At 66.6% G+C, this 13,297-nt stretch carries 16 protein-coding genes; 9 read left to right on the top strand and 7 right to left on the bottom strand.

Annotated elements, in window-relative coordinates:
- Nucleotides 1-5: 5 nt before the first annotated feature.
- Complete coding sequence (locus RYM47_RS10105; RefSeq protein ID WP_070208839.1) at nucleotides 6-224, bottom strand: twin transmembrane helix small protein; 219 nt, start codon at nucleotides 222-224, stop codon at nucleotides 6-8.
- Nucleotides 225-281: 57 nt separating this feature from the next.
- Between RYM47_RS10105 and RYM47_RS10100 the strand changes: the two genes are divergently transcribed.
- The 5 genes from RYM47_RS10100 to RYM47_RS10080 all read left to right on the top strand — a co-directional run bounded on the left by RYM47_RS10100 (nucleotide 282) and on the right by RYM47_RS10080 (nucleotide 4,606).
- Nucleotides 282-1,028 (top strand): SURF1 family protein, encoded by a 747-nt coding sequence (locus tag RYM47_RS10100; RefSeq protein ID WP_315387628.1) that lies wholly within the window; start codon nucleotides 282-284, stop codon nucleotides 1,026-1,028.
- Entirely contained in the window at nucleotides 1,025-1,600 is a 576-nt protein-coding gene (locus tag RYM47_RS10095) for a hypothetical protein (RefSeq protein ID WP_315387627.1), read from the top strand. Before RYM47_RS10100 ends, RYM47_RS10095 begins: the two co-directional genes overlap by 4 nt.
- Before the next feature lie 10 nt (nucleotides 1,601-1,610).
- The gene (locus tag RYM47_RS10090) at nucleotides 1,611-2,813 is read left to right on the top strand and encodes a COX15/CtaA family protein (protein WP_315387625.1); all 1,203 of its coding nucleotides are present in this window, start codon (nucleotides 1,611-1,613) and stop codon (nucleotides 2,811-2,813) included.
- Nucleotides 2,807-3,697: a heme o synthase gene (gene cyoE / locus RYM47_RS10085; protein WP_315387655.1), complete on the top strand. Its 891-nt coding sequence runs from the start codon at nucleotides 2,807-2,809 to the stop codon at nucleotides 3,695-3,697. The genes RYM47_RS10090 and cyoE overlap by 7 nt, the downstream gene beginning before the upstream one ends.
- 126 nt (nucleotides 3,698-3,823) lie before the next feature.
- Nucleotides 3,824-4,606, top strand: a complete 783-nt coding sequence (locus RYM47_RS10080) for a calcium-binding protein (RefSeq protein WP_315387623.1) — start codon at nucleotides 3,824-3,826, stop codon at nucleotides 4,604-4,606.
- A gap of 244 nt (nucleotides 4,607-4,850) precedes the next feature.
- Here RYM47_RS10080 and RYM47_RS10075 read toward each other — a convergent pair whose 3' ends face one another.
- The 6 genes from RYM47_RS10075 to rpsU form a co-directional block, all read right to left on the bottom strand.
- Nucleotides 4,851-5,840 (bottom strand): bile acid:sodium symporter family protein, encoded by a 990-nt coding sequence (locus RYM47_RS10075; RefSeq protein ID WP_315387622.1) that lies wholly within the window; start codon nucleotides 5,838-5,840, stop codon nucleotides 4,851-4,853.
- A gap of 52 nt (nucleotides 5,841-5,892) precedes the next feature.
- Nucleotides 5,893-6,396 carry a sulfur transferase domain-containing protein gene (locus RYM47_RS10070; RefSeq protein ID WP_315387621.1) on the bottom strand — a complete coding sequence of 168 codons (504 nt, stop codon included), beginning with the start codon at nucleotides 6,394-6,396 and terminating at the stop codon, nucleotides 5,893-5,895.
- A gap of 75 nt (nucleotides 6,397-6,471) precedes the next feature.
- Nucleotides 6,472-8,196, bottom strand: coding sequence for a DNA primase (dnaG, locus tag RYM47_RS10065; protein ID WP_315387619.1), 1,725 nt, complete (start codon nucleotides 8,194-8,196; stop codon nucleotides 6,472-6,474).
- Between the two features lie 65 nt (nucleotides 8,197-8,261).
- Nucleotides 8,262-9,212, bottom strand: coding sequence for a YihY/virulence factor BrkB family protein (locus RYM47_RS10060; protein ID WP_315387618.1), 951 nt, complete (start codon nucleotides 9,210-9,212; stop codon nucleotides 8,262-8,264).
- 108 nt (nucleotides 9,213-9,320) lie between these two features.
- The gene (locus RYM47_RS10055; protein ID WP_315387616.1) at nucleotides 9,321-9,767 is read right to left on the bottom strand and encodes a GatB/YqeY domain-containing protein; all 447 of its coding nucleotides are present in this window, start codon (nucleotides 9,765-9,767) and stop codon (nucleotides 9,321-9,323) included.
- Nucleotides 9,768-9,879: 112 nt separating this feature from the next.
- Nucleotides 9,880-10,095 carry a 30S ribosomal protein S21 gene (rpsU, locus tag RYM47_RS10050; protein ID WP_002808376.1) on the bottom strand — a complete coding sequence of 72 codons (216 nt, stop codon included), beginning with the start codon at nucleotides 10,093-10,095 and terminating at the stop codon, nucleotides 9,880-9,882.
- A 167-nt stretch (nucleotides 10,096-10,262) separates the two neighbouring features.
- Between rpsU and tsaD the strand changes: the two genes are divergently transcribed.
- The 4 genes from tsaD (at nucleotide 10,263) to RYM47_RS10030 (ending at nucleotide 13,254) form a co-directional block, all read left to right on the top strand.
- Nucleotides 10,263-11,288: a tRNA (adenosine(37)-N6)-threonylcarbamoyltransferase complex transferase subunit TsaD gene (tsaD, locus tag RYM47_RS10045; protein ID WP_315387613.1), complete on the top strand. Its 1,026-nt coding sequence runs from the start codon at nucleotides 10,263-10,265 to the stop codon at nucleotides 11,286-11,288.
- A gap of 16 nt (nucleotides 11,289-11,304) precedes the next feature.
- Nucleotides 11,305-11,499 carry a hypothetical protein gene (locus tag RYM47_RS10040; protein ID WP_315387612.1) on the top strand — a complete coding sequence of 65 codons (195 nt, stop codon included), beginning with the start codon at nucleotides 11,305-11,307 and terminating at the stop codon, nucleotides 11,497-11,499.
- Nucleotides 11,500-11,620: 121 nt separating this feature from the next.
- Nucleotides 11,621-11,977, top strand: a complete 357-nt coding sequence (folB, locus tag RYM47_RS10035; RefSeq protein ID WP_315387611.1) for a dihydroneopterin aldolase — start codon at nucleotides 11,621-11,623, stop codon at nucleotides 11,975-11,977.
- Nucleotides 11,977-13,254 (top strand): mechanosensitive ion channel domain-containing protein, encoded by a 1,278-nt coding sequence (locus RYM47_RS10030; RefSeq protein WP_315387654.1) that lies wholly within the window; start codon nucleotides 11,977-11,979, stop codon nucleotides 13,252-13,254. The genes folB and RYM47_RS10030 overlap by 1 nt, the downstream gene beginning before the upstream one ends.
- Nucleotides 13,255-13,297 lie beyond the last annotated feature (43 nt).

Genomic DNA, 13,297 nt, shown 5'->3' with positions numbered 1-13,297 from the left:
CGGGTTCAACCACCGATGCCGTGGGGTTTGATCCAGCCGGTGTAGATGCCGATGGCCACCAGTGCGATCAGCGCCACCGACACCGCGATGCGGCGGGTGAGCGCATTGACGGTGCGCTTGGTCTGGCCGCGGTCGACCAGCAGGTAGTACAGACCGGCGCCCAGATTCCAGACGATGACGATCAGAAACGCGATTACCAGCAGGGTCTTCAACGAATCATTCATGCGCGGCTCAAGGGCAGGGCGGGTACGCCTATCTGACCGCGTTTCGACGGCGTTGTCATGATGCGCAAGCACACGCGCCTGATCGGCTGGGTGGCCGCCGTGCTGGTCATCATCGGTTTCTCCCAGCTGGGCCTGTGGCAGCTGCACCGCATGCACGAAAAGCAGGCGCTGCTGGACCAGCAGGTACCGGCCCGCGCGCAGACCCTGAGCCTGGCCGATGCGCAGGCCGCACCGCCGCAGCTGCGCTGGGTTGAAGACCGCGGACGTTTCCTGCCGGGCACCGTGCTGCTGGACAACCAGACCCGCGCCGGGCGCGCCGGCATCAAGGTCTACCAGCCGTTCCGCAGCGACGGCGGCGCGCTGGTGCTGGTCGACCTGGGCTGGCTGCCGATGCCGGCCGACCGCCAGTTGCCCACTTTGGTGCCGCGCGAGGGCGAGGCCCGGATTGCCGGCCTGCTCGCCCCGCCCCCGGCTACCGGTCTGGCGCTGGGCCCCGCGCTGACCCCGGCTTCGCAACCGGCCGTGTGGCTGGCCAACCGCATGCCGCCTGCGGAAGTGGCTGCCGCGCTCGGCCTTCCGCCCGCCAGCCTGCACAGCGCGGTGCTGCGGCTGGACCCCGCACTGCCCGGCGGATACGCCCGCGACCTCGAGCTGCTGCCCAACACCCTGCCGCCCAGCCGCCACCTCGGCTATGCCGTGCAGTGGTTCGGCCTGGCCCTGACCGTGCTGATCGTGGCGCTGGTCCTCGAATGGCGAAGCCGCCGCCGCACACCCTCCGCTTACATGAGAAAATCCCGCCCATGAATGCCATCACCCCGGAACAGCTCAAGGCCCGCAACCGTGGTCGCTGGACCCTGGTCGCGCTGTTCGGCCTGTTCTTCGGCGCGATGGCGCTGGCCGGCGTGCTGCGCTTCTCCGGCTGGCAACCGCCTGACCACCGCAACACCGGCCAGATGCTGCAGCCGCCGGTGGACGCGCGCGCGCTGCCGCCGACCCTGGCCAGCGGCGAGCCTTACCCGTGGAACCCCGAAGCGCACGTATGGCGCATCCTCGTCGCCCCCGCGCCGGGCTGTGCGGCCGAGTGCGTCACTTTGTCGCAGGGATTGGACAAGGTGTGGCAGCTGTTCGGGCATAGGGCGGATAATGTCGAGATCCTGTGGCTGGGTACGCCGCCGGCCGAGGTCCAAGGCCTACCCGCCCTGCGCGTGCTGGCGCCCCAGCCGACCCTGCGTGCCGCCTTGCCCGCCGTGGATGACGCCGCCGGCACGCCTGTGTATGTGATCGACCCGAACGGGTTCGTGATCATGCGGTACGCGCCGGGATTCGAACTGGCCGGTCTGCGCAAGGACATGGCCACGCTGTTGAAACTGAAGTGAGTTCCGTTTGATGAACCCCACCGCGCGCCCGGCGCTGCATCGCAATTTCCACCGTCTGGCGTGGTTTGCCCTGATCATGACGGCGAGCACGATCATGTTCGGCTCGTTCGTGCGCCTGTCCGATGCCGGCCTGAGCTGCCCGGACTGGCCGACCTGCTACGGCCGCGTGACCTGGCCGCAGCATGCCGCGGAAGTGATCGGCCACGAAGCAGCCAAGATCCGACCGCTGGAAACCCACAAGGCGTGGCGCGAGCAGGTGCACCGTTTCCTGGCCGGCGCGCTGGGCATCGAGATCCTCACCCTGGCGCTGCTGGCCGTGCGCCGGCGCAACTGGGGCACCACGGCGGTGGTCACCGCGTGCGTACTGGTGGCCACCGGCATACCCCTTTACATGATGGGTTGGCACGTCTCGGCCAGTGTGCTGGCGCTCACCGGCGAGGCGATCCTGCTGATCGCCGCCCTGCGCTGGAACAACATCGACCTGGCGCGCGCTGCGTTGCTGACCCTGGCGGTGGTGATCTTCCAGGCGCTGTTGGGGATGTGGACGGTCACCCTGCTGCTCAAGCCGATCGTGGTGATGGGCCACCTGCTGGGCGGCATGCTGATGTTCGGGCTGCTGGTATGGATGGCGTGGCGCGCCACGCACATGCCGATCACCCTGGTCGAAGCGCCGAAGCTGAAATGGCTGCTGCGTGCCGGCGTGGCCGTGCTGGTCCTGCAGATCGCGCTCGGCGGCTGGGTCAGCGCCAACTACGCCGCGCTCGCCTGCGGCGGTGGCAGCGCCTCGCTGGACAACTTCCCGCGTTGCGTGAGCCAGTGGTGGCCGCCGCACGACTTCAAGGAAGGCTTCACGCTGTGGCGTGGCATCGGCGTCGACTACGAAGGCGGCGTGCTGGATGGCGCCTCGCGCATTGCGATCCAGATGGCACACCGCATGTTCGCGGTCGTGGTTGCCGTCTACCTGTTGTGGCTCGCGGTGCGCCTGTACCGCCTGCCGAGCATGCGTGGCTGGGCCAGCGCGCTAGGCCTGCTGGTGGTGCTGCAGATCACCCTGGGCATCCTCAACGTCAAGCTGGCCGTGCCGCTGGAAGTGGCCGTCGCCCACAGCGGTGGCGCCGTAGCGCTGCTGTTCGTGCTGGTCACGCTGCTGGCGAGGCTGCGTGCGCCGAGCGAGGTGGTCAGTGAGGATGCGGCCGCTGGAGCGACATCGTGAGTGTTCGCCAATATTGGGACCTGACCAAGCCCAAAGTGGTGGCACTGATCGTGTTCACCGCGTTGGTGGGCATGTTCCTCGCCATTCCCACCCTGCCTACCGCCGAGCAGGCGGTTCGCGGCGCGCTCGGCTTCCTTGGCATCTGGCTGGCGGCCTCGGCAGCGGCGGCGATCAACCAGCTGCTGGACGCACAGATCGATGCGCAGATGGCGCGTACGTCGTGGCGACCGCTGGTGGTGGGCAAAGTGAGGCCGTGGCAGGTGCTGGTGTTCGCCGGCGCGCTGATCGTGCTGTCCATGACCATCCTGGTGTTGTGGGTCAACGTCATCACTGCGGTACTGACCTTCGCCTCGCTGATCGGCTATGCGGTGATCTACACCGTGTACCTCAAGCGCGCGACCTCGCAGAACATCGTGATCGGCGGCCTCGCCGGCGCCACCCCGCCGTTGCTGGGCTGGGCAGCGATCACCGGCATGCAGGGTCCGATGGACTGGGCCTACGCCTCGCTGCTGGTGCTGATCATCTTCATCTGGACCCCGCCGCATTTCTGGGCGTTGGCGATCTTCCGCCGCGAAGACTACGCCAAGGCCAAGATCCCGATGCTGCCGGTGACCCACGGCGTGGCGTACACCCGCAAGTCGATCATGGCGTATTCCATCGCGCTGGCCATCGTCAGCATCCTGCCCACCGTGGTGGGCATGAGCGGGCTGTTCTACCTGGGCGGTGCGGTGGTGCTGAACGCCGTGTTCGTCTGGTACGCCTGGCGCATGCTCAATCCGCCGGACGAGCTGTTCTCGATGAAGATGTTCGGCTACTCCATCGTCTACCTGATGGCGCTGTTCGCGTTCCTGATGGTGGACCACTGGATGCTGCCGTTCCTGTGATCGAGAAGCCGCCGGGCAGAGCCCGGCCTTGAATCCGGCAATCGCGTCGCCATTGCTTTCATGACCCCGACAGGACGTGACGGCATGAAGCAATGGCTCTGGATGGCTGTGATGGTAGCTTCGATGATGTACGGCAGCGCCTTCGCCTCGCCCGCAACGGGCGTGGAGGGCACTGCCACGCAGATCATGACGCTGGCGGGCGACCACCGCCTGGTGGTGCTGGGAGAGTTCCACGGCACCGCCGAAACGCCGCTGCTGGTGGCCGACCTGATGGAACGGTACAGCCGCGACAACGCACCGGTGCGGCTCGGGCTGGAACTGCCTATGAGCGAGAACGCCGCGCTGGCGCGGTATCTGCGCTCCAGCGGCGATGCAGACGCGAAAGAGGCACTGCGTACCTCGCCATTCTGGCGGGTAAAGGATGACCAGCATGACGGACGCCGCAGTCGAGACATGCTGGCGTTGATCGAAACACTGCGCGTGCTACGGGCGCAGGGCCGCGACGTCGGCGTGGCGGGCTACGACACTGAGATCAGTGCGTACGACAACGAAGTGGATCGCGATGCAGAGATGGCCAAGCACGTGCGCCAGCAGTTCAACGCGTTGCCTGCTCCCACGCGAATGCTGGTGCTCACCGGCAACGTTCACGCAATGCGTCACCCCTTCGAGGATGCGCCGGCGGAAATGCAGCATCGAACGATGGCGTCGTACCTGGTGGACCTGCCGCTGTACAGCGTCCGCGTGGAAGCGCTGCGTGGCCAGTTCTGGGGCTGCATGAAGCCTTGCCGCGCGCTCACGCTGCGCGAGCAGCAAGCGCGGGATCCCCTCGTCGAAATGGATGCGGATCGGTCCTATGACGCATGGGTGTTCCTGCCGGAGCTGAGCGTAGGCACGCTGACGGGCCCGTAACGCAGACGAATCCCGGGGTGCCCGGCATTGGTAGGGTCGCTTCCCAAACGACCGCACGTAACAGCGATCGGTGCGATAGGGCATGACCTATGCCGAGGTAACGTCGAACGGCCTTCTCCGTTTGCGTCCGCGCTCACCATCGGCCGATCGCGGATATCGGCGGTCGTTTGGGAAGCGACCCTACCAAGGATGATTCCGGTGCTCCGACGCTCTGCCTTACTCCGGGGAATGGTCGTGGCGCTTCCTACTCCGTACGTGTGGGCACCGCGGAAGCACGCGCAAACCGCTGCGCAATCACCGCGCACACGATCAACTGGATCTGGTGGTAGATCATGATCGGCAGCACGATGGCGCCGAGGCTGCCGCCGGCGAACAGGATTTTCGCCATCGGTACGCCGGTGGCCAGGCTCTTCTTGGAGCCGCAGAACAGGATGGTGATGCGGTCTTCGCGGCTGAAGCCCATGCGCCTGGCCAGGAACCAGATGATCGGCATGGCGACGCCCAACAGCACGGCTGCCACCACGGCCACGGCGAGCAGCGACAGCAGCGGCGTCTTGCTCCACAGACCTTCGTTCACTGCCTCGCCGAATGCGGAATACACCACCAGCAGGATCGTGCCCTGGTCGGTGTAGCGCAGCAGCGCGCGCTGCCGTTCTACCCAGCGGGCTATCCACGGACGCAGCAGATGGCCGGCCACGAACGGCACCAGCAGCTGCAGCATGATGCCCAGGATCGCCTGGCCGGGGTTGTGCATGCCGCCCTGGGTGCCGGCCAGCAGGGCCAGCAGCAACGGGGTCAGGAACACGCCGAGGATGCTCGACAGCGATGCGCTCACCACCGCCGCAGGCACGTTGCCGCGCGCAAGTGAAGTGAAGGCGATCGATGACTGCACAGTGGACGGCAGCGCGCACAGGAACAGCACGCCGATATACAGCTCCGGCGTGAGCAGCCAGCCATCCAGCGGCTTGAACCCCAGCCCGAGCAGCGGGAACAGCAGGAAGGTGCAGGCCAGGATGGTCAGGTGCAGGCGCCAGTGCAGCAGTCCGGCAACGATCGACTCGCGCGGCAGGCGTGCGCCATGCAGGAAGAACAGGGCGGCAATGGCGACGTCAGTGATGTCGTCCAGCACCATCGCGGCGGGGCCGTGCATCGGCAGGAAGGAAGCCAGCAGCACAGTGCCGAGCAGCGCGAGGGTGAAGTTGTCCGGTCGCAGGCGCGACCACCAGCGGGTCATGGTGGGCAGGCTCCTGTAGAGCTTGGGGAATGGGGGTAACGCGCGATGGATCTCAACGCGTGGCGTCCTGCTCGAGCAGGGTGCGGGTCTGGGCTTCCAGCGAAGTCATGCCGGCATCGCGGCCGAACTGCAGGGCCTCTTCGGTGGAAGCGCCTTGTTGATGCTTGAGCAGTGCCAGCAGTGCGCCGACGCGGTTGCCGGAGGCGCAGTGCAGCAGGACCGGGCCGTTGGATTGGGATAGCGCGGCCTGCAGCGCCTGCGCGTTGGCGGCGGTGAGGCCGGCTGCGCCGGCGACCGGGATGCGGACGTAGTGCAGGCCAAGTGTGGAGGCCGTGGCAGCTTCATCGAAACCACGGTCTTCGTTGGGCTGGCGCAGGTCGATGACCGTGGCGATGCCTGCGGAGGCGGCCTGCTGCAACTGGGCTGCGTACGGTTGGCCGCCGGTGTACAGGCCTTCGTCGGGTTGACGGAAGGCATTGGGGAACGCGGTCCCCGGTTGTTCGGGCTGTGCGGGCAGCGGGGCAGAGCCCCGCTCTACGGCGTGTGCGGGTGACACCATGCTCACCGCAAGAACCAACAGGAAAGCCGAGCGTTTCAACCATCGCATCACGTCACTCTCCCGTCCGGCCTGTCAGCGCAATGTCGCGCGGGCCTTCAACAGCTCGCGCAGTTCGTACTTGTCAGTATCGTCCAGACCCTGCCCGCGCTGCTTTGCCTGAAGCTCCTCCAGGCGTTGCAGCAACAGCTGTTTCTCCAGCTGGGCCACCGCATCGTGCAGCTCCTGGTTCCACATCGCCTCGTCACCGGGCAATGTCTGCGCGGCCAGCTTGTGCAGGGATTCCTGCTCCTCGCGGCCTTCAAAATGTTCGAGCAGCGCACCGGTACTGATGTCCGGACGCTGCTCCACCAGCGTGAGCAGCTCGATCAGCAGCTCCACGCCCGGCAGGCGCAGCCCGCTGAAATGGTGGCCTTCCAGCGTCATCGCCAACGACGGCTGCTGCAGCAGGATCGCGATCGCCGCACGCACCAGGCTGCGACGCTGGGTCGGCGCCACCGCGCGCGGCGGTGGGCGCGACACCGGTGCAGCGGACGAAGTGCCCCCCAGCCCGGTCAGCGTCGCCAACTGCTGCTTCATCAGGTCGCCAAACGCGCCGTCTGGAATCTGCGCCAGCATCGGCTTGGCGCGCTCGGCCAACCGCGCCTTGCCGTCCAGCGTGGCCATGTTGACCTCGCGGGTGAGTTCGTCGAAGAAGAACTGCGACAGCGGCGTGGCCTGCTTCAGACGTTCGTCGAAGCCTTCCTTGCCCTCCTTGCGCACGATGGTGTCCGGGTCTTCGCCATCGGGCAGGAACAGGAAGAACGCCTGGCGCCCGTCCTTCATGCGCGGCAGCACCGACTCCAGCGCACGCCAGCCGGCGCGGCGGCCGGCGGCGTCGCCGTCGAAACAGAAGAACACGTCCGGTGCGTTGCGGAACAGCAGCTCGGCGTGTTCGGGCGTGGTCGCGGTGCCCAGCGTCGCCACCGCCTGGGTGACCCCGAACTGGAACAGCGACACCACGTCCATGTAGCCTTCCACCACCACCAGCCGCTCGATCTTCTGGTTGGCCTGGCGTACCTGCCACAGGCCGTACAGCTCGCGGCCCTTGTGGAACAGCGCGGTTTCCGGCGAATTCAGATACTTCGGGCCGTCGTCCTTTTCCATGACCCGGCCGCCGTAGGCGATCACGCGCCCGCGCCGGTCGAAGATCGGGAACATCACCCGGTCGCGGAATTTGTCGTAGACGTGGCCGCGGTCGTTCTTGGAAAACAGGCCGGCGCGATCGAGCAGCTTCATGCGCCGCTCGTCCTTGCCCAATGCATCCTTCAGCGCGCTGTAGCCATCCGGCGCATAGCCGATCGCAAAACGCGTGCGGTTCTCCTCGTCCACGCCACGCTGGTCCAGGTAGGCGCGCGCCTTGTCGCTGCCCTCCAGCGACTTCTGGAAGAAGCGCGTGGCCGCATCCAGCGCCGCGTACAGTTCGCGGCCATCGTCCTGCTGTTGCTGGGTGCGCTGCTGGGTTTCGCGCGGCACTTCCATGCCAACGCGCTTGGCCAGCTCATCGACCGCGTCGAGGAACTCGAGGCGGTCGTAGTTCATCAGGAAGCTGATCGCCGTCCCGTGCGCGCCACAGCCGAAGCAGTGGTAGAACTGCTTGGTCGGGGACACCGTGAACGACGCCGAGCGTTCGTCATGGAACGGGCAGCGCGCCGAATACTCTTTGCCCTGGCGCTTCAACGGCACGCGGCTGCCCACTACTTCGACAATGTCGGAGCGGGCCAGCAGGTCGTCGATGAAAGCGTCTGGGATACGGGCCATGGGCAGCAGGCTGGAGGCACGGCCAGTAACGGCCACGCACGGTAGCGGGGGACCCCGCTAGTCTACTAGCTGGCGCTGGTTTCGCCCGGTTTCGGCGGTTCGATGCCGGCTTCTGCCAGGTGGAAACGCGCCCGCAGGCGTTCGTCGATCACCGCCGTCATCAGCGCGCCCACGAAGAACACCACCGTGGCGTAGTAGATCCACACCAGCGAGATCACCAGCGCGCCCATCGACCCGTAGGCGCTGCCCGGCGCCACCGTGGCGATGTACAGCCCGATCGCATAACGGCCCAGTGCGAACAGCGCCGAGGTGATGGCGCCGCCGATGAATGCCTGGCGCCAGGCCACGCGCCGGTCGGGCAGGTAGTGGTACAGAAACGCGAAGCCCACCGTGTACAGCACCAGGCTGGTCAGGTAGCCCACCGCCGGCAGCACCGAGGGCAGCTGGGCGAATGCCACCTGCAGCATGGTGGTGGCGGTCATCGACAGGATCAGCAGGAAGCCCAGTGCCAGCACCACACCGAAGGAAAACACGCGCTTGCGCAGCCACGCCACGATCCCGTCCAGGCGCTCGCCGCTGGTGTTGAAGATCAGGTTGAGCGCGTTCTGCAGCTGGGCGAACACCGCCGTGGCACCGATGAACAGCAGCAGCGTGCTCCACATCCCAGCCAGCGAGCCCATCGAGGGCTGGTTGTCGGCGTTCTTGAGCACGGTGTCGGCCACCGTCGCCGCACTGCTGCCGGCCACGTCGTTGATCTGGCCGATCAGCGCCTGTTGCGCGGGCGGGTACAGCGAAGCGGTCAGCCACAGCAGCAGCACCAGCAGCGGCGCCATCGAGAGCAGGGCGTAGAAGGAGACCGAGGCGGCCTGGGTGAGTACGTCGATATCGACGAAGCGCTTGCCCACCGCCACTGGAAAACTGCGTTCAAGCCGGTCCACGTACTTGCGCAGGCGGGGCGGAACACTGGAGCGGTCGTGCGCGGGCTCGGGCGCAGGGGAGGGCGGCAGTGAAGACATGCCTGGATTTCTAGCAGGCTTGGTTCGAAGACCGGGTGAAACGCGCGCCGACCCACGGTCGGCGCCTACCGGGCAGGACACGACCGTGGGTCGTGCCCCCCGTCGTACTCAACCGGCGAAGTGCTTCTTGACCAGCTGCGACACCAGGCCCATGTCGGCCTTGCCGGCCAACTTCGGCTTCAGCGCGCCCATGAGCTTGCCCATGTCGGCCGGGCCGCTGGCGCCGGTCTCGGCTACCGCTTCCTGGATGGCGGCCTGGATCTCGGCTTCGCCCATCTTGGCCGGCAGGTAGGTGTCGATCACCGCCAGTTCGTCGCGCTCGATCTGCGCCAGGTCGTCACGGTTGGCCGCGTCGTACTGGGTGATCGAGTCCTTGCGCTGCTTGACCATCTTGTCCAGCACGGCGATCACGGCGGCGTCGTCCAGGGTGATGCGCTCATCCACTTCGCGACGCTGGATTTCAGCGTTGATCAGGCGGATCACGGCCAGCTTGTGCTTCTCGCCCGCCTTCATGGCGGCCTTCATGTCGTCGGTGAGCTGCTGCTTCATGCTCATGGAACACCTCGTTCGTTGAAAGGGGGAAACGCAAAAAGCCGGTAACGCTTGCGCGTTCCGGCTTCGGCTCCGCCGCGACAGGTCAAGCCTGCCGCATCGAAGTTGCGTCCGATCAGTACAGGCGCTGACGCTTGGTGACGTCGCGCGACGAGCGGCGCAGCTGACGCTTCACAGCAGCGGCGGCCTTGCGCTTGCGCTCCTGGGTCGGCTTTTCGTAGAACTCGCGCTTGCGGGTTTCGGCCAGCACGCCGGCCTTTTCGCAGGTGCGCTTGAAGCGACGGAGCGCAAACTCGAAGGGCTCGTTCTCGCGGACTTTAACGCTGGGCATGGAATCTCCGGGACACAGTAGAACCGGGTCACGCCCGGTGAGAGCCGCACATTATAGCGGCGAGAAAAGAACTTGCAACCCACCCCGGCAAACTTCCTGGCCTTGGGTAGTGAAGGGCGCGCTGGCGGTACGTCTGCCAAGGCCTCAAGAGGTCCATAATAGCAGGCATGCGAGTCCTTGGTATCGAATCTTCCTGCGATGAGACCGGCGTGGCGGTGTACGACACCTCCCTGACCGGCCCGGACGCCCTGCGCGCCCATGCCGTCTACAGCCAGATCGCCCTGCACGCCGAATACGGCGGGGTGGTGCCTGAACTGGCCAGCCGCGACCACGTGCGCAAGCTGCTGCCGCTGATCCGACAGACCCTTGCCGAGGCGGGGCTGGGCGTGAACGACATCGACGGAGTGGCCTATACGGCCGGCCCCGGGCTGGTCGGCGCCCTGTTGGTGGGGGCGGGCGTGGCCCGCTCGCTGGCCTGGGCGCTGGAGGTACCGGCGGTGGGTGTCCACCATATGGAAGGTCACCTGCTGGCCCCGTTGATGGAAGACGATCCGCCGCAGGCCCCGTTCGTGGCCCTGCTGGTCTCCGGCGGGCATACCCAGCTGGTGGCGGTGGACCGCATCGGCCAGTACCGCCTGCTCGGCGAGACCCTGGACGACGCGGCGGGCGAGGCGTTCGATAAGACTGCCAAGCTGATGGGCCTGCCGTATCCGGGTGGCCCGCAGCTGGCGGCGCTGGCTGAACGCGGCACGCCCGGCAGGTTCAAGTTCACCCGCCCGATGACCGACCGGCCGGGGCTGGACTTCAGCTTCTCCGGCCTGAAGACCCAGGTCCTGCTGGCCTGGCGCGACAGCGACCAGAGCGAGCAGACCCGCGCCGACATCGCACGCGGCTTTGAAGACGCCGTGGTCGAAACCCTGGCGATCAAGTGCGACCGCGCGCTGGATGCGGCCGGTACCGACGTGATCGTCGTGGCCGGTGGCGTCGGCGCCAACAAGCGCCTGCGCGCCAAGCTGCAGCAGATGGCCGAACGTCGTGGCGGCCGCGCCTGCTTCCCGCGCCCCTCGCTGTGCACCGACAACGGCGCCATGATCGCCTTTGCCGGCGCGCTGCGCCTGGAAGCCGGCCAGCACAACCCGCCGCAGGTGCAGGTCACCCCGCGCTGGGACATGGCGACGCTGCCGGCGGTGTAGGGAACGAGGAGTGACCATGTTCAAAATCGATCTCAAGAAAATCGTCACCGTTGGCGCTGTGAGGAACGCCAACGCGCGTCTCATGTGCGGGGCCCGCGCAACGGGAAGCTTCTTCGGCAACACAACAGGCAGCGTCATTCCGCTCCAGCTGACGTCGGAACAGATCAACCAGGCGGGTCGTGTTGCCTTCAACTCGCTGAAGCGGCGATAGCAGCAGGTTCCTCTGCCCCCATCGCTTCGATGCGGCTCCATCCCACATGCCGCTCGGCATGTTCCGGGCACATTCCGCACCACCCCGTTACCATGGACGCCATCTTTCATGTGGCACTCCTATGGACAAGGTATTCATTGAAGGGCTCGAAATCGACGCCCTGATCGGGATCTACGACTGGGAACGGCGGATCCGCCAGACCCTGCGTTTCGATCTGGAAATGGGCTTCGACAACCGCAAACCCGCGGCCACCGACGACATCGCCGACACCCTGAACTACAAGGCCGTGAGCAAGCGGATCGAGCAGTTCGTGCGCGAGTCCGATTTCGGCCTGGTCGAAACCCTGGCCGAGCGCATCGCCGAGATCGTGCTGCGCGAATTCAACGTGCAGTGGCTGCGCCTGAAGCTGAGCAAGCCCGGCGCGGTGCGCGGGGCCAAGGCGGTGGGCGTGATCATCGAACGAACTGCGGATTCATGATGCAGGAAGCTGTGATTGCCACAACGCAGTGGCTGGAAGGGGTGCAGCAGACCCTTGAACCGTACCCCTGGGCCTACACCACCCTGGTGCTGTGCGCATTGGCGCTGGCCGCCTGGCTGGCCAACTTCGTGACCAAGCGGATCCTGCTGCGCGGCCTGCGCCGGCTGGTACGGCGCCTGCCCGGCAATGGCGCTGGTAATGAAGGCGGCAGCAACCTGCGGGTGATCTCGCGGTTGGCGAACCTGGTGCCCAGCCTGGTCATCGCCGCCGGCATCCGCATCGTTCCCGACCTGCCACCGCAGTTGGTGGAGTTCGTGATCGGCGCCTGCCAGGCCTGGGCGATCCTGACCGTGGCGCTGGCCATTTCACACGCGCTGGATGCGGCCAACGAACTGTACGAACGGCGGCCGGACTCCCGCAGCAAGCCCATAAAGGGCTACCTGCAGGTGGTGAAGATCGTGGTCTTCGTCATCGCCGGCCTGTCCATCGTCGCCACCCTGCTGGGCGTGAAGCTTGGCCCGCTGGTGACCGGACTGGGCGCTGCCACCGCCGTGTTCATGCTGATCTTCCAGGACACCATCCTGTCGCTGGTGGCCAGCGTGCAGATCAGTGGCGACGGCCGCGTGCGCATCGGTGACTGGATCGAGATGCCCAGCCAGAACGCCGATGGTGATGTGATCGACATCGCCCTGCACACCATCACCGTGCAGAACTTCGACAAGACCATCACCACCATCCCGACCAAGAAGCTGGTGACCGAGTCGTTCAAGAACTGGCGCGGCATGCAGGAGGCCGGTGGCCGCCGCATCAAGCGCGCGCTGTACCTGGACCAGCACAGCGTCGGTTTCCTGGACGAGGGCGACCTGGCCTTCCTCGGCCAGTTCGCGCTGCTGCGCGACTACCTGCAGGCCAAGGAGCAGGAGCTGGGCCAGTGGAACGGGCGCCTGCGCGAGCAGGGCGTGGCCGAGGTCAACAGCCGCCGCGTGACCAACCTGGGTACCTTCCGGGCCTATGTGGAGCGCTACCTGCGCAGCCACCCGGGCATCCATACCGATATGACCCTGCTGGTACGTCAGCTGCAGCCGACCACCGAAGGCCTGCCGCTGGAGCTGTACTGCTTCACCCGCAGCACTGCCTGGGGCGAGTACGAGGCGGTGCAGTCGGACATCTTCGACCACCTGTTGGCGATCCTGCCGGCGTTTGGCCTGCGGGTGTTCCAGGCCTCCAGCGACGCCATGTTGATGGCCGGGCAGCGCCAGTTGGCCGGCTCGGAGTAAGCTGCGGTGCCCCCGGCGGGGCCATACGGTCCCCGCTGGTGGC

The organism is uncultured Stenotrophomonas sp., from assembly GCF_963519125.1.
Classification (GTDB): Bacteria; Pseudomonadota; Gammaproteobacteria; order Xanthomonadales; family Xanthomonadaceae; genus Stenotrophomonas.
The sequence above is the reverse complement of the archived record's forward strand: the minus strand, read 5'-3'. Positions and strand labels throughout refer to the sequence as shown.